At 38.7% G+C, this 20,388-nt stretch carries 16 protein-coding genes; 11 read left to right on the top strand and 5 right to left on the bottom strand.

The genetic code is table 11. The annotated features are described in order from the left end of the window. Nucleotides 1-660 precede the first annotated feature (660 nt). On the bottom strand, nucleotides 661-2,082 hold the full coding sequence (locus NSQ61_RS06545; RefSeq protein WP_340806407.1) for a LysM peptidoglycan-binding domain-containing protein: 1,422 nt from the start codon (nucleotides 2,080-2,082) through the stop codon (nucleotides 661-663). Nucleotides 2,083-2,577: 495 nt separating this feature from the next. Between NSQ61_RS06545 and NSQ61_RS06540 the strand changes: the two genes are divergently transcribed. Together NSQ61_RS06540 and cspD are read left to right on the top strand one after the other, a co-directional pair. Further along, nucleotides 2,578-3,018, top strand: coding sequence for a DMT family transporter (locus NSQ61_RS06540; protein WP_340806405.1), 441 nt, complete (start codon nucleotides 2,578-2,580; stop codon nucleotides 3,016-3,018). A gap of 266 nt (nucleotides 3,019-3,284) precedes the next feature. Further along, nucleotides 3,285-3,485 (top strand): cold-shock protein CspD, encoded by a 201-nt coding sequence (gene cspD, locus NSQ61_RS06535; RefSeq protein WP_063389535.1) that lies wholly within the window; start codon nucleotides 3,285-3,287, stop codon nucleotides 3,483-3,485. Between the two features lie 478 nt (nucleotides 3,486-3,963). Here cspD and NSQ61_RS06530 read toward each other — a convergent pair whose 3' ends face one another. Further along, nucleotides 3,964-6,060: a DNA topoisomerase III gene (locus NSQ61_RS06530; RefSeq protein WP_340806403.1), complete on the bottom strand. Its 2,097-nt coding sequence runs from the start codon at nucleotides 6,058-6,060 to the stop codon at nucleotides 3,964-3,966. A 350-nt stretch (nucleotides 6,061-6,410) separates the two neighbouring features. Between NSQ61_RS06530 and NSQ61_RS06525 the strand changes: the two genes are divergently transcribed. From NSQ61_RS06525 to NSQ61_RS06510, 4 genes are all read left to right on the top strand, one after another. After that, nucleotides 6,411-7,469 carry a beta-carotene 15,15'-monooxygenase gene (locus tag NSQ61_RS06525; RefSeq protein ID WP_311067271.1) on the top strand — a complete coding sequence of 353 codons (1,059 nt, stop codon included), beginning with the start codon at nucleotides 6,411-6,413 and terminating at the stop codon, nucleotides 7,467-7,469. 540 nt (nucleotides 7,470-8,009) lie between these two features. Beyond that, nucleotides 8,010-9,050 (top strand): zinc-dependent alcohol dehydrogenase family protein, encoded by a 1,041-nt coding sequence (locus NSQ61_RS06520; RefSeq protein WP_311067272.1) that lies wholly within the window; start codon nucleotides 8,010-8,012, stop codon nucleotides 9,048-9,050. 677 nt (nucleotides 9,051-9,727) lie between these two features. Beyond that, on the top strand, nucleotides 9,728-10,636 hold the full coding sequence (locus NSQ61_RS06515) for a ketopantoate reductase family protein (RefSeq protein WP_311067273.1): 909 nt from the start codon (nucleotides 9,728-9,730) through the stop codon (nucleotides 10,634-10,636). 109 nt (nucleotides 10,637-10,745) lie between these two features. After that, entirely contained in the window at nucleotides 10,746-11,156 is a 411-nt protein-coding gene (locus NSQ61_RS06510; protein ID WP_311067274.1) for an acyl-CoA thioesterase, read from the top strand. 109 nt (nucleotides 11,157-11,265) lie between these two features. Here NSQ61_RS06510 and NSQ61_RS06505 read toward each other — a convergent pair whose 3' ends face one another. Then, nucleotides 11,266-12,156 (bottom strand): hypothetical protein, encoded by an 891-nt coding sequence (locus NSQ61_RS06505; protein WP_311067275.1) that lies wholly within the window; start codon nucleotides 12,154-12,156, stop codon nucleotides 11,266-11,268. A gap of 167 nt (nucleotides 12,157-12,323) precedes the next feature. Here NSQ61_RS06505 and NSQ61_RS06500 point away from each other — a divergent pair, with 167 nt between their 5' ends. Both NSQ61_RS06500 and NSQ61_RS06495 read left to right on the top strand, forming a co-directional pair. Next, nucleotides 12,324-12,923, top strand: coding sequence for a nitroreductase family protein (locus NSQ61_RS06500; protein WP_094245736.1), 600 nt, complete (start codon nucleotides 12,324-12,326; stop codon nucleotides 12,921-12,923). Nucleotides 12,924-13,365: 442 nt separating this feature from the next. Further along, entirely contained in the window at nucleotides 13,366-14,811 is a 1,446-nt protein-coding gene (locus tag NSQ61_RS06495; protein WP_340806396.1) for a DHA2 family efflux MFS transporter permease subunit, read from the top strand. A 64-nt stretch (nucleotides 14,812-14,875) separates the two neighbouring features. On the opposite strand, the gene NSQ61_RS06490 is transcribed toward NSQ61_RS06495, so the two are convergent. Both NSQ61_RS06490 and NSQ61_RS06485 read right to left on the bottom strand, forming a co-directional pair. Then, nucleotides 14,876-15,442, bottom strand: a complete 567-nt coding sequence (locus tag NSQ61_RS06490) for a spore coat protein (protein ID WP_327856815.1) — start codon at nucleotides 15,440-15,442, stop codon at nucleotides 14,876-14,878. 103 nt (nucleotides 15,443-15,545) lie between these two features. Next, nucleotides 15,546-15,839 (bottom strand): hypothetical protein, encoded by a 294-nt coding sequence (locus NSQ61_RS06485; RefSeq protein WP_066246704.1) that lies wholly within the window; start codon nucleotides 15,837-15,839, stop codon nucleotides 15,546-15,548. 422 nt (nucleotides 15,840-16,261) lie between these two features. On the opposite strand from NSQ61_RS06485, the gene NSQ61_RS06480 reads away from it, so the two are divergent. The 3 genes from NSQ61_RS06480 to NSQ61_RS06470 all read left to right on the top strand — a co-directional run bounded on the left by NSQ61_RS06480 (nucleotide 16,262) and on the right by NSQ61_RS06470 (nucleotide 20,349). Beyond that, nucleotides 16,262-17,068: an HAD family hydrolase gene (locus NSQ61_RS06480; RefSeq protein ID WP_340806394.1), complete on the top strand. Its 807-nt coding sequence runs from the start codon at nucleotides 16,262-16,264 to the stop codon at nucleotides 17,066-17,068. Nucleotides 17,069-17,490: 422 nt separating this feature from the next. Next, entirely contained in the window at nucleotides 17,491-18,657 is a 1,167-nt protein-coding gene (locus tag NSQ61_RS06475) for a KamA family radical SAM protein (RefSeq protein WP_063389524.1), read from the top strand. A 660-nt stretch (nucleotides 18,658-19,317) separates the two neighbouring features. After that, nucleotides 19,318-20,349: a fatty acid desaturase gene (locus tag NSQ61_RS06470; RefSeq protein WP_340806392.1), complete on the top strand. Its 1,032-nt coding sequence runs from the start codon at nucleotides 19,318-19,320 to the stop codon at nucleotides 20,347-20,349. The last annotated feature ends 39 nt before the right edge of the window (nucleotides 20,350-20,388 follow it).

The raw sequence follows: 20,388 nt of genomic DNA, 5'->3' as shown, positions 1-20,388 counted from the left end.
GGCATGTACATGAACTATAGGGTGTAAGTCCCGAACCCCGAAGACAGAAGTAGAGGTTAGCTCAACGAAAGGGTGTCCGTGGTGACGCGGAATCTGAAGGAAGCTGGAGGCAAAACACCGGTCCGAGGAACACGAACCTCATATAAGGCTAGGTATGATTGAGTGAGTTTGCAAAACAAAACAAAGCTCTTTCTGTCGAAGGTCATATCGAGTAAATGAGGCGGATAGATGGTGTGAAAGTGCATGTACTTACCCGGGGAGGTCTGGTGGATATGTGAAGTACGCTTCATAACCTACTTAGTGATAAGTAGCTGAACCGTCAGAAGTCAGCAGAGGTCATAGTATTAGTTGATCTAGAACAACTGAGAAGGACCGAACAATTAAGAGAGAATAGCCCTTGGCATTCAGTGAGTCATGATGAACACAGAAAACGTAGTACCTCACTTGAGGGAGGAAGCGGTGAATCCCGTGGGAGACCTCTTGGAGGGTGGAGTGACAACTGGCATAAAGAGAACAGCTATTCACGGAAGTTATGAAAACTTGCGTCAATTATCTTAATTGAACCGCCGTATACGGAACCGTACGTACGGTGGTGTGAGAGGACGGGAGTTAATCGCTCCCTCCTACTCGATTCATTTGTGCTATGAGAGACTTCTGCTATCAATGAATTGAACGGAATTTCCGCACTTGAAAATTGTCTTCAAGTAATACCCAATTTTGTGGGAACGGATAGCCAAGTACCCAATAACTAATTCCCCGTAAACCGTAATCCTTTACCGCATCAAATTTTGCCCGGGTGCTGCGCGCGTCTTCAAACCAGACCTCATGCGTACGGCCTTGTTCATCCACATACCGATAAAACGGTGATTGGGATGTTTGATCATACTGTATCGCAGCACTGTGTTGAACTGCTCGACGAATCGCTTCTTGCATATCAAATGTTTCTGCTTCCTGACCTTGAACATGGGGAAGGAGCCAGTCACGAGCATATACTTGGAAGCCCATAAAGATTTTATTTCTTGGAATGACGGTTACAGCATAATCTAGCACTTGTTTGATTTGATTAAGCGGAGAGATCTCCTGAGGAGGTTCAAGCCTATAACCCCATTCGTATCTCATTAAAATAACGAAATCTGCAATCCTGCCGTGTGCGGCATAGTCGTGTGCTTCATATAATATTCCTTTTTGTTCTGCGCTCGTTTTAGGGGCGAGCGCGGTTGAAACAAAATATCCTTCTTTCTGCAATTGGTCAACGGCGCGCTGTAAAAATTGATTATATAACTCACGATCGTCAGGATATACATTTTCAAAATCAATATTTAATCCACGATAACCTTTTTCTTTCATAGTGTTTATAATGGTGGTCAATAATCGATCTTGCAGTTCCGTATTTGAAAGGATGACATGAGCCAGCCGGGACCCAGGATCTCTAAACGTAAAATTTGTTATACTCAACATCGGAATCACTTGCTCCGATCTAGCAGATTGAAGAATCGCTGTGTCGTTTATTGCATCGAGTCCGCCGTCTTCCCGGATGATATAGGCAAATGGAGAAACGTATGTTAAAAAGCTGCCAGCTTCTCGAACTTCTTTGCCTCCTTCTTCACCTGCATGGATCGTATATGCATTTACGTCAATGACTGGTTTTACAAAAGGAATCGTTAATCTTGTCCCCGGATAAAGAAGGTCGGGATTTTGAATTCGATTGGCTTTGGCAATTTCCTGTACGGATATATGGTAAATTTGAGAAATTTGCGATAAATTCTCTCCAGGCTTCACAGTATGGATGCGAGGCGGAATGTTTAAAATCATTCCCGGATTAATTTTTGAAGGATCACTAATATGGTTAGCCTGAACAATAGACCCGACGGCAACTCCATATTTTTGGGCAATTTGCCATAATGTTTCCCCTGCTCGGACGATATGTTGACGAAAAGCAATGGGAATCACAAGTGATTGGCCAATCAGTAATCGATTAGGATCGGGCAGACTGTTTGCAGCAATAATTTCTGAAAGACTGATACCGTAGCGTTCAGCTATGTTCCATAAAGTCTCTCCTCTTTGTATAATATGAATGATCATAAGTGCCTCCTTTTTTTGTTTATATATATGTTGAAAATGGTTGATCTAGAAAATGACATGAGAGAAAATAGTTTGCTGAATATAATTTTTTAAGGTCTTTACATAAACAAGTGTAGTAAATTGTCGTTAATGGATAATTGAACTAATCATCAGGCCGAATATACTTGTAAACGTTGTGCTCTTCATCAAACAAATAGATCGGTCTTAATCTCCTCCTTTACAGCGTCATTTTCTGTGTGGGTGCTAGAAAATTATTTAACGGGTTTGATTCTCATCTGAACGGCAGGTTTGCACTTTCAGACAACAGAAATTTATTGAAAAATTCTGTTGTCTTTCATCATTTTAAGAGCTTTTACGAAAGCGCCGTTTTTTTAAGTCTCTTCTTTTTTTACAAAATGAAAATTTTAGAAAATCAACTTTTTTACTTAAGAACGTTTTTACGTAAAGGAGTTCAAGCGGGTAGAAGAGAAATTATATTTCTGGGGAGGGTTCAGGATGAAATGGATTTACATTTTTTTAGCGATACTGGGTGGGATGATGATAGGAATACAGTCGCCGGTTAACGGAAGTCTAGGCAAAAAAATCGGTGCTGTTGAAGGAGCATTTGTCTCTTTTTTTGTTGGAACAATGGTTTTAGCGTTCCTTGTTTTATTTTTTGGAAAGGGCCACATTACCGATTTGTTTCAAGTTCCAAAATGGAATTTGCTTGGGGGATTTTTAGGCGCGATGTTCGTCACGTTTACCATTATTTCTGTTCCGAAGGTTGGGGTGGCCGTAACGCTCCTTGCAGGAATCATCGGTCAAATGGCCATCAGCGTCATCATTGATCATTTTGGATTATTTGGAATGCCGAAAAATCGAATAGACATAAACCGCCTGATTGGGATCGGGCTAATGCTGACAGCTCTGTTCTTTCTTTACCGCGGCAGTGAATGAGATTTGTTTTAAGGGGAAAGCAGCGTATAACGTAAAGTATCACCCTTAAAGAGTCAAGAACATTCTTACATTTTCTTGACTCTTAATGTTTGATTGGTTATAATGAATTAGCCATTTAGTTCGTTTTATCATGGATCCATTATAAGTCGTACCTCATATTGAAATGCAGGCGATCTTATATGGTCTGCATTTCTCATGAGTGTACGGCTTTTTTTCTTATGAAAAACAAACAATGAATGGTAAAATCTTTTTTTGGAGGAAAAAGCATGAACACAGGTAAGGTAAAATGGTTTAACAGTGAAAAAGGGTTTGGATTTATTGAAGTCGATGGTGGAGACGATGTGTTTGTTCATTTTTCGGCGATTCAAGGCGATGGTTTTAAAACGTTAGAAGAAGGGCAAACTGTTAAATTTGAAATTGTCGAAGGCCAACGCGGACCTCAAGCGGCAAACGTACAAAAAAACTAATCCTTTCAAAGTGGCGCCTTATTTAGGTGCCGCTTTTTTTAGAAATTTATAAACATCTCGACTTGAGGATTACTGTTCGATAAAGACCCTGCAGCATGTGTATAAACATTCTTGATTTTTAAATATATTGGGGAGGTCGAAAGAGGGGAGACCATTTTCGAATATATGTGGTTGACTGTTTTGAGTTTTTTAGAAATGCAGGGGGAACAAATAGTACATAACGTTTTAATTCGCGTGTAGTTAACGAATGATAAGGAGCTGTCCAGAAAGTGGAGCCCATTATAATCATAAACATCGATATGAACGTTTCTAAATATTAAAGGGGTTTGTCTATAAGCCGAAAAAATGACTTATTTGACAAATCCCTTTTAAAATTTGAAACAAACTGCATACCATTCCAGATTCGTCGTGACACCGTTTTTTAAATAGAAACAAGCTAACTTTTTGTCGTAAACGCAGCATCCGGAAGCTTTTTTATTTATTGCTGTTTTTCTTCCAACACCTGTTTTAACAAATCACCTAAACTTGTGCCAAAAGAATCGCTTTTCGGGCTGTATTTTTGAATTAAAGCCCGATCTTTGCGGTTATTGACTGCCGTTTTCTTTTCTTCCGCTTTTTCAACCACATTGCAGCGGCGGCATTGGAAGTAAACGCCGGCTTTGCCGTTATGGATTTCCATTCGTTTTTTGCATTGTGGACAGCGCCGGTTGGACAGCTTCGGATCTTTTCGTTTGCTATAGCGGCATTCCATGTTCGAACATGCTAATAAACGTCCTTCTTTTGTAGAACGTATTTTTAAAAAGGAGCCGCATTCCGGGCACATGGAGCCGGTTAAATTGTGTGCTTTGTAGCTTCTATCGCTATTTTTTATTTCATTAACGAGCCGTTTCGTTTGCTTGCGAATGTTGTTTAGGAAAAATTCAGGATTTCCTTTTCCCCGTGCGATCGCTTCAAGCTCTTTTTCCCAGCGCGCTGTCAGTTCAGGTGATTTTAGTTCATCATTGACAAGTTCAATCAGTTGTTTACCTTTTTTCGTTGGGTAGAACCTTCCGTTTTTTCGCTCAACCGCTTCTGTTTCGATAAGTCTTTCAATAATATCCGCCCTAGTTGCAGGAGTGCCGAGTCCGAACTTTTCCATCTGCGTAAGAATGTCCGCCTCTGAATAGCGAAGAGGAGGTTCTTCCAATTTTTCTTCTATTTCTACTTGATGAACAGCAAAAGATTGTCCTTTAACTAAAGCAGGGATGTTTCTGTTTTCCGGCTCATCCTGCTGCTTCCCTAAAACGGCTTTAAATCCATTATTCAATACAATTGTCTCTTTTGCAGTGAGTGTTTCTCCGTTCACATCAAAAACTGCATGGACGGTTTCATATTCGTAAGCAGGATAAAACAGCGCCAAAAACCGGCGGGCAATCAAATCATACAGCTTCCTTTCATCAGCGGAAAGCTCGCTCATATTTAGCGGTTCCTCAGTCGGGATAATGGCATGATGATCGGTCACTTTTTCATTATTGAACACCCGTTTTAATAAAATTTTTCCTTTGTTGGAAAGGAGAGGACGGATTTCGTCTTTATAGCCGGAAGCCATTGCCTGAAGCCTGTCAAACATTGTCGATTCCATATCCGCAGTTAAATAACGGGAGTCTGTCCGCGGGTATGTGACAAGCTTATAATGCTCATAAAGCTTTTGCAGTATCGTTAACGTTTTCTTTGCGGAAAAGCCGAAACGCTTGTTGGCATCCCGCTGCAGCTCGGTTAGGTCGTATGGCAGCGGTTGATGTTCTTTCTTTTGCTTGCGCTCCACTTTGATGACTGTACCTTTTTTACCATTCAGGTTTGCCAATAGATGTTCAGCCGTTTCTTTGGAAAAAATTCTTTTTTCGCCGTTTCGCTCCCAGATGGTATGAATGGAACCGATTTTTGCATGAATCGTCCAATACGGCTTCGGTACAAATTTTTGAATTTCTGTTTCCCTTTTCATGATCATGGCAAGGGTTGGGGTCTGCACGCGCCCTGCCGAAAGCGGGTCATTATATTTCGTCGTCAAAGCTCTTGTCACATTTAAGCCGATGAGCCAATCTGCCTCTGCACGGCAAACAGCAGACTGATATAATGCTTCAAATTGTTTCCCAGGTTTTAAATGCTTGAAACCGTCACGAATGGCTTTATCGGTCTGAGATGAAATCCATAGGCGCAAAATCGGCTTTTTCCAGTTCAGCTTTTTTAAAATCCATCTTGCAACAAGTTCGCCTTCACGTCCGGCGTCTGTTGCGATAATGCAATCTTTAATGTCCGTTCGTTTCGCCAACAGTTCTATGCCTTTATAATGCCGGCTCGTTTGTCTAATTACTTTTAACCCCATTTTTTCTGGGATAATTGGCAAATCTTCCAGCCGCCATGTTTTATATTTTGGATCGTAATGTTCCGGCATCTTCAATTCAATTAAATGACCGAGCGCCCACGTTACGATATACTTGCTTCCTTCAAAGTGAAATTTATGCTTTTTTTTGCAACCAAGCACACGGGCTATCTCACGTGCAACGCTCGGCTTTTCAGCTAAAACGAGAGATTTCATATAATGCTCCTTTCTTTCAATCAACAACGTTTTAAGTATAACGGAAAGGAGGGAGGTTTGCATTAGTTGAATGAAAAAGCATAATATGTTTCAGTTTTATATCTCTTAAGGCAATGAATTCTTGTAAAGGTTGTACTATGGGATGATTGACTGTTCACATACAGAGGATGCATGTTCAAATTTAGTTCTTTCGTATTACCTCAAGAAATCAATCACACTCAATTTAGGAACATGTTCGTTTCTTAAAATCAGCAGAGACAAGGAGAAAGCTGGCAATTTTGAAAATTAACAAAAATAAAAAACGAAATATTTTAAAATCTGTTACAATATAGGTAAAAAGGGGTGGATTTGTGGAAGCTTGGCAATTTGATAAAAAAAGGTATATATGGTTGTCCTTATTAGTGCTGGTGCTTTGTTCCAATTTTCTAATATATAGGTCGCCTTTGTCGATTATGGTATTGCCTGAGGAGATGGGATGGGTCATCCTTGGCACTTTAATGGACTTGGCAATCGTTGTTCCGCTTTTAATGGCAGTAATATATAAAAAGAATTTTTCAGTTAAACGTTTTATTATTTGGATGGCAGGAGGATTAATTTTAGCTAGGTTTATCATTCCAGCAAAATACTTTGAGCCATTTGCAGCAATATCTTATATAGGTATTGCCATTGAAGGATTGTTAGTATTGTCAGAATTAGCTTTGCTATTCATGTTTTTGCGCTATTTGCCTGCAATTATTCGACAGGTCCGCATGAGTGATGACAGCTTGTTGTTTTCTTTTCCGACTGCTGTTGAAGAAAAAGTTCGCAAACATCCTATTGTACACATCGTAGCGTCAGAATTCCTTATGTTTTACTATGCCTTTATGTCGTGGAAGAAACGACCGCCGAAAGGTGAAAAATACTTTACATTGCATAAAAATTCCAGCATAGTGGCATTTCAAATTATGATCATTCACGCAATTATTATTGAAACGATCGGAATTCATTGGTGGCTGCATGATCAGTCCAAGCTGTTGTCCATTTTGCTGCTTATTTTGAATATTTATTCAATTATCTTTTTTCTCGGCGACTTACAGGCAGTACGCTTAAATCCATTGAAAATGACAGATAATTACTTGTACTTATCTCTTGGATTAGCAAAAAAAATGGTATTGTCGTTAGATGACATAGAGTCAATTACCATTGATCAAAAACAATTAGAGAAAAAAATAGATAAGAAAACAACTATTGAATTTATTGCTAGAGATTTCGAAACGGTACATCCGAATATGATTTTAGAATTAAAGAATCCTTGCCGTGCCACACTTTTCTTAGGATTTCAAAAAACATATTCGAAAGTGGCTTTACGTTTGGATCATCCTGATACGTTTTATAAGATGCTGAAAGAAAAAGCTTCTCAGGCAAAATAACAAAAGGCCAAATTAATTAAGAGAATAGTATTAATTTTCAAAATAATAATAACGAACGTGAGCAGCTGTGGTGCTCTAGCTAAGTTGTCTGTCGTAAGAATAGTGTTTTTTATGGCATAAATCGCTATTTTTTGTTGCAGCCGTTCGTTGTTAAAGTGCTACAAACGCTGATTGGCCAACAATGGATCATCAATTGCAACAAGTTGAAGTTGTTCAGGGGAGCCAATTGTGACGGATTAAAAAAAATGCCACATAGTTAACGGCAAAATTATTTATTTCCGCCGCTCACTAACACTTTTTCCTGACCCTGTTGCCCACGCAATCTGTGATAGGGAACTTCCGGCAAGATACTTTATGTTAACTTGAGAGGGGGGATATATATCATACATACCTATTGAGCAGAATAATTTCTTGATCGCAAGGGGAAAAATACCTTTGGGATAACAAACCGCTAGTAACATCTAATTTAGTTAGACCCGCCATGGCCTTTATTTGAAACCGAAGACAGCTTACGAACAAATATATTTAGGAGGTATGATGATGAAAGCACTAATATTCCGTGGACCAGGCAAGCTTGAGTGGGGAGAGAAGGACAAGCCTACGATTCAGGAACCAACAGATGCCATCGTAAGAATCACCAAAACGACAATCTGTGGAACAGATTTACATATTTTGGGTGGAGATGTACCGGCTGTAACTGACGGACGGACATTGGGACACGAAGGTGTTGGTATAGTAGAAGAAGTCGGCTCAAGTGTCAACAATTTCAAACCTGGAGACAGAGTGCTGATTTCTTGTGTGACTTCCTGTGGAAGCTGCGATTATTGTAAAAAAGCGATGTACGCACACTGTGAAAAAGGCGGTTGGATTTTAGGGCATTTGATCGACGGTACCCAAGCAGAGTACGTTCGGATTCCATATGCGGATACAAGCATGTATCATATCCCTGAGGGAGTCGATGAAGAAGCGCTTGTTATGTTGAGTGACATTTTTCCGACAAGTCTCGAAATCGGGGTAATCAACGGCGAAGTTCAACCAGGGGATGTAATCGCAATTGTCGGGGCCGGACCGGTCGGAATGGCAGCACTGTTGACAGCACAGCTTTATTCACCAGCGGAAATCATCATGATCGACCTTGACGATAATCGTCTGGAGCTGTCCAAAAAGTTCGGTGCCACTAAGACAATGAACAGCTCAAAGACAAATGCGGTTGAGCAAGTGCTTGAACTAACGGACGGAAAAGGTGTTGACGTAGCGATTGAAGCGGTCGGATTCCCGGTGACCTTCGACATCTGCCAGCAAATCCTAAAGCCGGGCGGACGGTTGGCCAACGTTGGTGTTCATGGTAAGCCTGTCGAATTGCACTTAGAACAATTGTGGATTCGCAATGTCAAAATCACAACTGGACTAGTTAGCACGAGTACGACACCGATGCTGCTAAAGACGGTGCAGTCAGGAAAAATTAAACCGGAACAGTTAGTCACTCATCGTTTTTCGCTGGACCAGATTTTGCAGGCATACGAAGTATTTCGCAATGCGGCTAAAGAAAAAGCGATGAAAGTCATTTTATCCAATGATTAACCTTTAAAAAACTTGATGTAAGTGAAGCATTGTTCTTAAAAAGTAAACCATTTTATTGTAACCCCGTCCTAAACTTAGAACGGGGTTATGTGTGTTGGATGGATGCTTAAATTTATTAGAAAAAAGAAAAAGCTTCATTATTTGATTGCGAGAAACATCATTATGGAGCGGAAAAAGATTAACCTATCTGTTCGTTTTTCATATAAAACTGTAAAATGTAAGAAAGCAAAAACGTGCTAGCAGCTGTATGTTTACAAGACTTATAAATTCAGCGTATTTTATTCGAAAGCTAAGTCAACGATTCGGCGGGGGAGAGATGCTATTTCACGGAGTTCGTTCATTTTGGACAGGCTTTTTTCAACTTCTGCTTCTTTTTTTATAGCATTGCCGTCATTTTAAGTTATGAGTGTTAGTGATCTGCGCGCTTTGCGAATCCTCATGGAACATAGAATAAATCATAATAGTCTAGAGTCTGATATTGGTTTCAAGATTATCATCTGTTTGGGAGGCTCGTTTTTACTATTGGTTTTAAACACTCAAGACTTTTCAGTCCCGAATGCTTTCACTTGATTAATGAAAAGATTAGGTTAATAATTGAGGTGCAAAACTTGCATTTCATTATTTTCTGTTTATTCTGTCATTCATAAGCTTTTTGATTCAATTGAAGGGGGAATGTTATGAAAATCGCTGTTGCTGGAGCTGGCGCGGTCGGCGGCTATTTTGGAGCTTTATTAAAGAAAGCCGGACATGATGTTGTTTTCCTTGCAAGGGGCAAGCATTTAGAGGCAATGAAAAAATCAGGTTTAGTGGTTAAAACGAATGATCAACTCCTCACAATAGACGGTGTTTTTACAGATAAAATAGAGGGTTTTGCTGATTGTGAGCTGATACTGTTTTGTGTGAAATCAACCGACACGGAAAGTACAGCAGAACAGATTGCCTCTTTGCGGAATGATCGCGCAGTTGTTTTGACGCTGCAAAATGGAGTCGACAATGAAGAAAAGCTCGCTCAAATTTTAGGTGGAAAAAGGCTCTTGTCAGCTGCAACCTATCTGTCGTCACATGTGGAAGAGCCTGGGGTCATAAAGCATAGCGGAAGAGCAAAACTAGTGATCGGTGCTCTGGATGAATCACTCATTTCGTTCCGCGATAAAGTGGCAGATCTTTTTCGTCAAGCTGAAATTTTTGTAAAAACAACAGATGATATCATGCTGGATAAGTGGAAAAAGCTGTTGTGGAATGCAACCTTCAATCCGCTTGCTGCTTTATCCAAAGCGACTGTCGGTGAAATTATGGAGCATAAAGAATTGAGGAAAACAGCTGAAAATGCTTGCCGAGAAGTGATGCGAGTAGCCAATAAAATCGGGATTCCATTAGATGAAGAAATGTTTCATCGCACTTTTGCCAATTCAGGAGCAGCTCTGAAGCATAAGCCGTCCATGCTGCAAGATCGATTGAAAGGAAAAAGGATGGAAATCGAATCATTGTGCGGGTTTATCGTGAAAAAGGGGCGGCAGATTGGTGTTGAAACGCCTGTTCTTCAAACGTTGTACAGCAATTTGCTTTTTCTTGAAACACATCGATGATCCGATGGACAATTCCTATACACATGAAGGATTCAATTCCATTCATACATAAATATCGATCGATTGATAAAAACAGAAAAATAAGACATAAAAGAAAGGACGATTTAGCATGAAAACCATTCCGGATATAGAAATTTATGTAAGATATTGCGAAACGGATGCGTCAGGCCATGTTAACAATACAAGCTATTATTTGTATATGGAGGAAGCTCGGACTAAATTTTTACAACACATGTCAAAACAAGTAGGGAACCAAGACTGGAAATTTATTTTAGCATCCACAAAATGCGATTACCTTGCTCAAGCGTATGCCCATGATACATTAACGGTAACTTCAAAAATTACGCGGATTGGAACGAAAAGCTTTTCGATGGAGCATGAAATAAAAAATGCAGAAACGGGGAAATTGATCGCAAAAGGGGAAGGAGTTATCGTTCATTACAATTTTAAGTTGCAGCGTTCTGAGCCTTTAACTCCTGAAATGCGTTCGATCCTTGAACAATACTTAGTAGCTGTTTAATGAGCAAGGCAATTTTGTAAGCCTTATCAGTTGATTAATATCATTCTGATTAAATAACTAAAGAAAAAGGATTTTCCGAATGTATCCACCGGAAAATCCTTAAAATTTGTTATTCAAACGCATCACGCACAACTTTTTTGACCGGGTCGACTGCATACCAGCCCCATGTAGAAGTATGTCCCTCTTTTGTCTCCGGATCACTGATCACGATTTCATAAACGTGAATAATATATTCGCCTTTTTCATTATCATGATCATATTCAACGTAAACGTTAGAAGTATTTTCAATTTTTAAATACTCCCGGACTAACTGTTCAGCTTCAGTATGGCTTATAGGACGGCTTTTCTTTGATTCCTCAGCCTTTTTTTGCTCTTCCTCTCTCTTTTTTGCTTCTTCTTCTTCAGCTTTTTGCCGCTCTTCTTGAAGTTTTTTCTCCTGCTCCTGCAAGTATTGATTTTTCGCCGCAGCTGCTTGATTCATGAATTGTTCTGCATTTTTGGTAACGCTGACGACCTTCTCGTTATTTGATGTTGTTTCCGCAATTTTCTTAAATATGGCGAATGCTTCGTCATACTTGTTTTCTTCCAACAATGCTTTCCCTGACTCAAGTTCAGATTCCATTTCTTTTAAAGCAGCGCTCGTTTTTTCCGCTTCTTCGATTATTTTTTCAGCTTTCGGTTTGAGAATATCAAGAATCTTGGAGGTTTCATTTGAATTTTTGATTTTTTCTGCCAATGATATGGCGGTTTCAAATTCTCCTTTTTCAAGGGCAGCAACGCTGTTTTTAATTTGTTTTGACAAATCCAGCGCCAATTGAGCTTCTTCAGTGTTTTTTTCATGAAGAGCTTTGTTAAAAAACGAGATGGCGTCGCTGTATTGTTCTTTTTTTAGCGCTTCAATACCAGATTCCATGTTGAATTTATATTCTTTTGATGTACATCCGAACAGAAACATCATGGCAAAAATCAAAATGTAGAAAAATAAGTTCCGCTGTTTCAAGTTTTTACCGCCTTTTCTAATATTATTGATTTCATGTAAATTATATCCCTCAAAATACGGCTCTTACAAGAAAAAATTTTATTCAAAACGTTACTAAGAAGTGTAATAGGCGAAGCGTTTAAAAGGAATGATATAAAAAGATTGAAATTCAGAAAGGAGAGATGAACGTGTCAAATGACTTTTATTCAGCAGTCAAACATCGACGCACTTATTACGGAATCAGTAAAGAATCAACTGTTTCTGATGAGCGTATTCAAGAAGTGATCAGCCACGCAGTTCTATATACACCATCCGCTTTTAATTCCCAAAGCGCCCGAGTCGTTCTTTTGCTTGGCGAGCATCATAACAAATTGTGGGATATAACGAAAGAAACGTTGCGAAAAATTGTTCCAGCGGATCAATTTGCTTCAACAGATGAAAAAATAAATTCATTCCGAAATGGATACGGTACTGTATTGTTCTTTGAAGATGACCGCGTTGTTCAAGGGTTGCAGGAACAATTCCCATTATATGCGGACAATTTCCCGATTTGGTCACAACAGTCTTCTGGAATGCTGCAATTTGTGATTTGGACTTCGTTGGAAATTGAAGGATTGGGCGCCTCGCTGCAGCACTATAATCCGCTCATCGATGATGAAGTGAAGAAAGAATGGAATATACCAAATGAATGGAAACTAATTGCTCAAATGCCGTTCGGAAAACCGACAGCTGAGCCCGGTGATAAAGAAATAAAACCAATAGAAGAGCGATTGAAAATATTTAAATAAGATGCTTATGTTTTCAAATTGTTGTCACCCCCTTTTCAAAAAAATAAAGCTGAAAAGGGGTTTTGCATTTGAAACAATTCAAACCGAAAGAGAAAAAACGGCTGTTCTTTTTTTTATATTGGAAGGAGTGATATTTTTTTCTTTGACACTCATGATGTAAAAATTTTTTCAAACGTTTCCTTCTTAATTATCAAAAAAGAAAATAAAGGTGAGCGAAACAATTGCTTTTTTCTTCATCTTCCTTCACTATGGTAATGTACGCTAATATATTTATAAAGACAACAATTGCTTCATTTATTTATGGAAAACACTCTTCAAGTTTCATCCTCATCAAGTGTATATTCTTCCTATTTACAAAGAAAAAATATTACAATAACATGTATTAAGCAGTCTATTTGTATCGCTAAATAATATAGAAAAATTGTTAGAAAGAAGGATTTATATGGGAGAAGAACGAGACCTGGCACAGGAAACCTTCAATAAAGTGCCGCTCATGATTGTGTTAATGTCCGGTGCTTTTGTTGCCATTTTAAACCAAACGTTGCTTGGAACTGCTTTGCCGCATTTAATGATGGATTTCAAAGTTGATGCCAATACAGTTCAATGGCTGCAATCGATTTTTATGCTTGTTAATGGGATTATGATACCGATCACCGCGTTTTTGATTGGTCGTTTTACGACAAGAGGACTGTTTCTTACAGCCATCGGAATTTTTGCTGTTGGAACTGCAATTTGTGCAATTGCTCCCAATTTTTCTGTTTTAATGGCAGGGAGAGTGGCGCAGGCTGCTGGTGCCGGAATTATCATGCCGCTGATGCAGACAATCTTGTTTTTAATTTTTCCCGTTGAAAAAAGAGGAACGGCAATGGGGATGTTTGGACTCGTTATTGCATTTGCGCCGGCAATTGGTCCGACTTTATCCGGTTACCTTGTAGAGCATTTTGCATGGAGAAGCTTGTTTTATGTGCTCTTACCTATTGTAGTCATTGATCTTTTCTTAGCTTTTTTCATCCTAAAAAACGTTACGCGGCAAACTTACCCCAAAATCGATATTTTATCCATCATCCTTTCAACGTTAGGGTTCGGCGGTTTATTGTATGGATTCAGTGCAGCTGGGAGCAGCGGCTGGGGGAGCGGTCAAGTTATTTTATCGCTCTTCATCGGTTTGATCACTCTTACTTGGTTTATAATTAGACAGCTGCAATTGGATGAGCCGATCCTGGAATTCAAAGTATTTAAAAGCAAGACATTTTCGATCACAACTGTTTTAGGCATGATTGTGTTTATGTCTATGATTGGCGGAGCAGTTATTTTGCCGATGTTTACGCAAAATATGCTGGGATTTTCAGCATTTGAGTCCGGACTGGTGCTCTTGCCAGGCGCACTTGTCCAAGGTGTGGCCAACCCGATAACAGGCAGATTATTTGATAAATTCGGTGCCAAATGGCTGGCGATTATTGGATTTTTTACCTTAACGATCACGACGTTTATGCTGTCACACCTCACCTTACATACAACGTTTACATATTTAGCGGCAGTAAATGCTTTCAGGATGGTCGGTGTTGCGATGGTCATGATGCCGGTGACAACCGCTGGTTTAAATCAACTGCCTACATATTTAATTTCACACGGAACTGCGATGAACAACACAATGCGGCAAGTAGCTGGTGCAGTTGGAACAGCTTTGCTTGTGACAGTCATGACAAATACAGCGTTGCCTGAAAAAGGTATTGAAGGAATGATACATGGAGTAAATATATCTTTTGTAGTGGCAGGTATATTCTCTGCGATCGCTCTCATCTTATCGTTTTTTATGAAAAATTCGCAAGCGGCAAAAGACGAAAGTCTAAAGGAAAAAGAAAACAAGCAAATTGTGAGCGAAAGCTAATTTTTTTCTTGGCAATAGCTAAAAAATAAAGCAGAAGCAGGGTAAGCCCTGCTGCTTTATCGTTTTATGTCTGCTGATTGTTCATTTGATTGCCAGCCGGTTGATAATGATTAATGATCGCTTGAGCAGTATTTTGCTGAAAGACCGGCACTTGATAATAACCTTTTTGGTTCATATATTGCCAAACTTCATAAGCTTGCTCTGCGCAATTTTTCGCCCCTTGGAGCACGACATTTCTTAATTCCGGATCTGAGCATTCCAATGCAGCATGCATTCTTAATGCTGCTGACGCTTTTAAACATCCTAACATTCCTGACGCAACATCATGGTCGTTCATCTCGTTTATTGAGCTGTTGGGAGCTTCCGGTGTTCCGCCTGAGGTGCCAAAGGAAGGGCTTGCATTTTTCAATGGGCGGTAAGTGCTGAAATTTTGCTGACTGCTCTTGTTTTTTACTATTTGAACGATTGAATTGTATTCATTTGTCATAAAAATGATTTGATTTTGCAAAATGTTTTGCAGCTCTGGATCTTTGCAATGGGGCTGATAAAGTTGAAATTGGTTAATTCCATCAATTGTGTTTGTTAAAACTTCATGTACTTCCATTAATTCATGAGCACCTAATGGATTCATACCTTCAATCCCTCCTAAGTAATTTTTTAACAGTTAGTATTATGTTTGAAATTTTTCATTTTATACAAAAAACCCCTCAGTCTGCGATACTGAGGGAAAACTTTTAAGAAATTATTTTTACACGCTCTTTTCCAGAAAAGCTTTTACATACTAGCATCTGACTAAATCTATTAGAATAATTTGTACGTGCTTGTATCGTTCCTTGTTCATCCATTGTGAGGATCCATCCTGCAGGCAATTCTCCTTCAAAATATTCAATGAAAGATTGAAGCTTTTCAGTCGATTCAGGGATCGTTACATACCCTTCCGTTAGTTGATACCATAAATCTCTGACAGAACGAAGGGCTTCTTTTAGTTTATATTCTTTTTCCAGTTGTTTGACACTTCGATAGATCATTTGATATTCACTCCCTAATAAAAACTTATAACATTGAAGAGTGAATCACTATGAAAAAATTTTTCCAGTTGAAGGTAAAAAAGCCAGACAATTTGCATCTATAGCCTAGTTGTGCGTGTATCTATTTGCCATCTTCTTGTCATTTGTTGTATGCCCAGCCGATGCTTCGAATCCAGCTATTTTTGCATAGATGTCACTGTCCATTTTGTACTGAAGCTTTCTTTTTATTTTTCTAAACCTCTTTCATCTTTTGGGCTGCCATCAACCGAGCGGAAATTGACTTTCTGGCAAAGCAAGCTTTTTGGCCATTCTTGTAAACAGGAAATCTTTACAGCGATCAGGACGATTTTGATAAAATAGGTAAGAGAAAAATAAGAAGTTTCTTTATTATTTTAAAAAAAGAAAGGAATTGGGATGAGGATATGAAATGTTTTTCAATTGATTTAGATGGCACACTATTAAATTCGCAGCATGAAATTTCACATGAAAATTTATCAGTTTTACATGAATTGAAAAAGCAAGGACATGAAGTCATTTTAAATACGGGACGTGCATTTCCGGACGTCATCAAGATTAAAGCGGTTGAAGAGCTCCAAGTGCCGATTTTTTGTGTTAATGGGGCTGTATTATATTCCGATAAAAGAGAGCTGATGTATGAAGCAACAATAGATGAAAAAACGTTTAAAGAAATTTTTGCAACAGTAAAAGCTCTGGATGTCGGAATTCTCGTTTACACCAATCAGGGTGGCTTTCCATCCACTTTACCGCCTTTGCATAAGCTGAGCTGGAATGAGATCGAAGAGATGTTTCGCCAATTTGATTATGACTCTATTTTCAAGCTGGAAAATGTAAAAATCTATAAGCTGATTGGATTAGTGAATCATGATGAAACGGAAAAAATCGATCGAGTGAAGGAAGCATTAAGCGAAAGAAGCGACCTATCCATTGCCTCATCATTTCCTAATAATATTGAAATTACCTCCAGCGAAGCGCATAAAGGAAAAGCGATTTTACGCTATCAAAAAATGAAGCAGCTGACATTTGAAGAAATTTATGCGTTTGGCGACGGAGGCAACGACATTGCCCAATTCGAGATCGCGACCACATCGGTTGCAATGGGAAATGCTCCAAAGGAAGTGAAAGAAAAGGCCGATTTTGTCACGAAAACGAACGATGAGAACGGCTTTGCCTATGCGGTAAAAGAACTGTTGAAGGTTGTATCAGTTTAAGCAATGCTTCATGCTGCCCGAAAGAATTTATGTAAAGCAGGAAGCCGCTTATTTTACTTATTTATATAAAATATAGAAAACGATTTTTTTCATTTTTGGCTTAAGTCAATATATTGTTGCAGCGGGGATGGAGACTCACAAAAAAGGATTCTAAATTTAGTGAAAGCTTATCAAGATATGTCAGATATTTATTCCTTGTTTTAGCAAATGTAGTGGAATCTGCCTTCTATTTGGACTTGTATTAGAGAAAAGTCCGCATTGGAAAACTAGCTTAATAGTTTTCCTTGCTGGAAGGCAAATTTTTTTGAAAAAATATTATCGAATTTTGCAAAAAAATAATGAACGTTTTGGACATATTGCTAAATAATTTGTTACTATATGTTATCATAGAACTGTTAACTAATGATGGGGGAGTGATACATGTGGCGATGCCAAAATATATAACAAACATCGACAAAATTGAACAAATCCCAAAAGAGGAACGGGAAAAGCTGAAGCCGATCACAGAAAAATATGTGTTTCGGGTCAATGATTATTATTTAAGCCTGATCGACTGGAATGATCCAAACGACCCTATCAGAAAATTAGTTATTCCAAATGAAGGAGAAATGCGAGAGTATGGGAGGTGGGACGCATCAGATGAAGATACAAACTATGTCGTTCCTGGCTGCCAGCATAAGTACAAAACAACAGCATTGCTGCTAGTTTCTGAGGTTTGCGGAGCATATTGCCGCTATTGCTTTCGAAAAAGATTATTTAGAAGTGATGTAAAAGAAGCGATGGCAGACGTACAGCCTGGTATTGACTATATTCGCAAAACTCCTGAAATCAACAATGTTCTTCTAACTGGAGGGGATCCTTTAATCCTTGCTACGAAAAAATTGCGCATGATCATTGAAAGCTTACGAGAAATCGAGCATGTAAAAATTATCCGCATCGGCTCCAAAATGCCTGTCTTTAACCCTATGAGAATTTATGAAGATGAATCTTTACTCCAACTCATTAGAGAGTTTTCCTCTCCTGAAAAACGAATCTACATTATGGCTCACGTCAACCATCCGAGAGAAATTACAAAAGAAGCAAAAAAAGCTTTTGAAGCGCTCCATGACGCCGGAGCAATAGTGGTCAACCAAACTCCAGTATTAAAAGGAATTAATGACGATCCTGTTGTTTTAGGCGAATTATTAGATAAGTTATCATGGGCGGGAGTAACACCTTATTATTTCTTTGTGAATCGACCTGTTGCTGGCAACAGTGACTTTGTATTAACATTGAAAGAAGTTTACGATATCGTTGAACAAGCAAAAGCAAGAACATCAGGACTAGGCAAGCGCGTCCGCCTGTCAATGAGCCATACCTCTGGGAAAATCGAGATTTTAGCTATCGAAAACGGAAAAGCGTATTTGAAATATCACCAATCTAGAGATGGCAATTATGGACAATTTATGGTGCTTGATTGCCCTGATGATGCAACATGGTTTGATGATCTGCCTGGCAACGAAAAGTATTGGAAAAAACCGAAAAAGAAAACAGACCAAGTTGTTTCAGTCAATGAATTGCCAGATCATCCTCAAAAAATAGCAAAATAAAAAAATGGACAAGGCTGTCGTTTGTGGCAGCCTTAAAAAAAATCGTTATAAACGAGCAAATTTATACAGGGGTTAAATAGACGAAAAGAAACAGGGAAGCAGATGAGAATTTTGTTCGAATATCATCATACAGGTTGATTGTGCCGTTTGCGTATGGAGAAGTCTAACAAAGAGGCCTCAAGTTTCAGTTTTTTGCGATTTGAAAAAGTTCTCTTTCTTCATAAAAGGGAAAAAGACACTAAAACTGCAAAGAAATGAATGGATGAGTTTGGTGGTTAGAGCTACGAAAAAATCGCCAGTAAGCTAACAGAGTAATATCGAAAAAATACAAGAAAACTCCACACCTTCATCCAAATTCAATACTAAATGAAAAAATCTCCCCAGAGTATATTTTTTGATGATCCACAAAATTCCGCAAATGCCGTTATCTTTTTCTTTTCATCTTTTGCACGTTGGCTCCCTCACTGCATTAAGCTTTGAGAAAATATGCATTTTGTTAAGGAATATTCATTTCCAAGTGTGCATGTCCGTCAGCAAAAGCGAATATGATAGAAAACGATATATGACATTTATCATATTTTGAATATGACATATATGACTACACAGATCGATTTCCCTCATTTATGATTAGAAATATCAAATAAAGAAGGGAATCGAAACATGATGAAACAAATGCAAAAAAAATTAAGAAGGCAAATGGCTCCTTATGAAAAACCCAACACGATGAATAGTGTTTGGCAGTTGGTCAATACGACTGTGCCGTTTTTTCTGTTATGGTTTTTAGCTTATCAAAGCTTATCCATTTCTTATGTTCTTACTTTCGCTATTTGCATGATCGCAGCTGGATTTTTAGTTCGACTTTTTATCATTTTCCATGATTGCTGTCACTATTCCTTTTTTAAAAACCGCCTTGCCAATAAAATTTTTGGAACAATAGCTGGTATTTTAACGTTGTTTCCGTACAGCAAATGGCAGCACAACCATTCAGTCCACCACGCAACCAGCTCAAATTTAGATAAGCGCGGAACAGGGGATATATGGGTTTTGACAGTTGATGAATATTTGTCAGCACCGCCTTTAACTAAATTCGCCTACAGGGTATATCGAAATCCGTTCGTGATGTTTGGGCTAGGACCGATTTACGTTTTCCTTATTAAAAATCGGTTTAACAGAAAAAATGCGAGGTTAAAGGAACGCATCAACACATATATAACAAACATATCAATCGTTGCCTTAGTTGGGCTGCTTGGTTGGACGATCGGATGGGAGCCGTTTCTTATCATTCAAGGCACAATCTTTTTCATTTCAGGCTCTTTAGGCATTTGGCTTTTTTACGTACAGCACACATTTGAAGATTCTTATTTTGAAGAAGATGAAAACTGGGAGTATGTGAAAGCAGCTGTTGAAGGGAGTTCATACTATAAGCTTCCAAAACCGCTGCAATGGCTTACTGGAAATATCGGTTTTCACCACGTCCATCATTTGAGCCCAAGGATACCTAATTATAAGCTGGAAGAGGCACACAATCAAACGTATCTTTTACAGAATGTACCAACCATCACTCTAGCGACAAGCTTAAAATCTCTCCAATTCCGCTTATGGGATGAGCAAGCGAAAAAGTTTGTCGGGTTTAAAGACTTATCGAAAAAGAAGGAAAAAAAGTCGAAAGTCCATATTGAATCTGAATTGTAAAATCTTTAGAAAATTGGGCAAAGTTTTCAAGACGCAGTG

This window comes from Aeribacillus sp. FSL K6-1121 (assembly GCF_038003725.1).
GTDB lineage: Bacteria > Bacillota > Bacilli > Bacillales > Aeribacillaceae > Aeribacillus > Aeribacillus composti.
The sequence above is the reverse complement of the archived record's forward strand: the minus strand, read 5'-3'. Positions and strand labels throughout refer to the sequence as shown.

What these genes read in the sequence shown, in the direction of transcription:
- NSQ61_RS06485 (WP_066246704.1), bottom strand. Translation starts at nt 15,839, where the DNA reads ATGATCTATCGAAGTGTCAAACAACTGGAAAAAGAATATAAACTAAAA.
- NSQ61_RS06530 (WP_340806403.1), bottom strand. Translation starts at nt 6,060, where the DNA reads ATGAAATCTCTCGTTTTAGCTGAAAAGCCGAGCGTTGCACGTGAGATA.
- NSQ61_RS06480 (WP_340806394.1), top strand. Translation starts at nt 16,262, where the DNA reads ATGAAATGTTTTTCAATTGATTTAGATGGCACACTATTAAATTCGCAG.
- NSQ61_RS06470 (WP_340806392.1), top strand. Translation starts at nt 19,318, where the DNA reads ATGATGAAACAAATGCAAAAAAAATTAAGAAGGCAAATGGCTCCTTAT.
- NSQ61_RS06515 (WP_311067273.1), top strand. Translation starts at nt 9,728, where the DNA reads ATGAAAATCGCTGTTGCTGGAGCTGGCGCGGTCGGCGGCTATTTTGGA.
- NSQ61_RS06520 (WP_311067272.1), top strand. Translation starts at nt 8,010, where the DNA reads ATGAAAGCACTAATATTCCGTGGACCAGGCAAGCTTGAGTGGGGAGAG.
- cspD (WP_063389535.1), top strand. Translation starts at nt 3,285, where the DNA reads ATGAACACAGGTAAGGTAAAATGGTTTAACAGTGAAAAAGGGTTTGGA.
- NSQ61_RS06545 (WP_340806407.1), bottom strand. Translation starts at nt 2,082, where the DNA reads ATGATCATTCATATTATACAAAGAGGAGAGACTTTATGGAACATAGCT.
- NSQ61_RS06540 (WP_340806405.1), top strand. Translation starts at nt 2,578, where the DNA reads ATGAAATGGATTTACATTTTTTTAGCGATACTGGGTGGGATGATGATA.
- NSQ61_RS06495 (WP_340806396.1), top strand. Translation starts at nt 13,366, where the DNA reads ATGGGAGAAGAACGAGACCTGGCACAGGAAACCTTCAATAAAGTGCCG.
- NSQ61_RS06510 (WP_311067274.1), top strand. Translation starts at nt 10,746, where the DNA reads ATGAAAACCATTCCGGATATAGAAATTTATGTAAGATATTGCGAAACG.
- NSQ61_RS06490 (WP_327856815.1), bottom strand. Translation starts at nt 15,442, where the DNA reads ATGAATCCATTAGGTGCTCATGAATTAATGGAAGTACATGAAGTTTTA.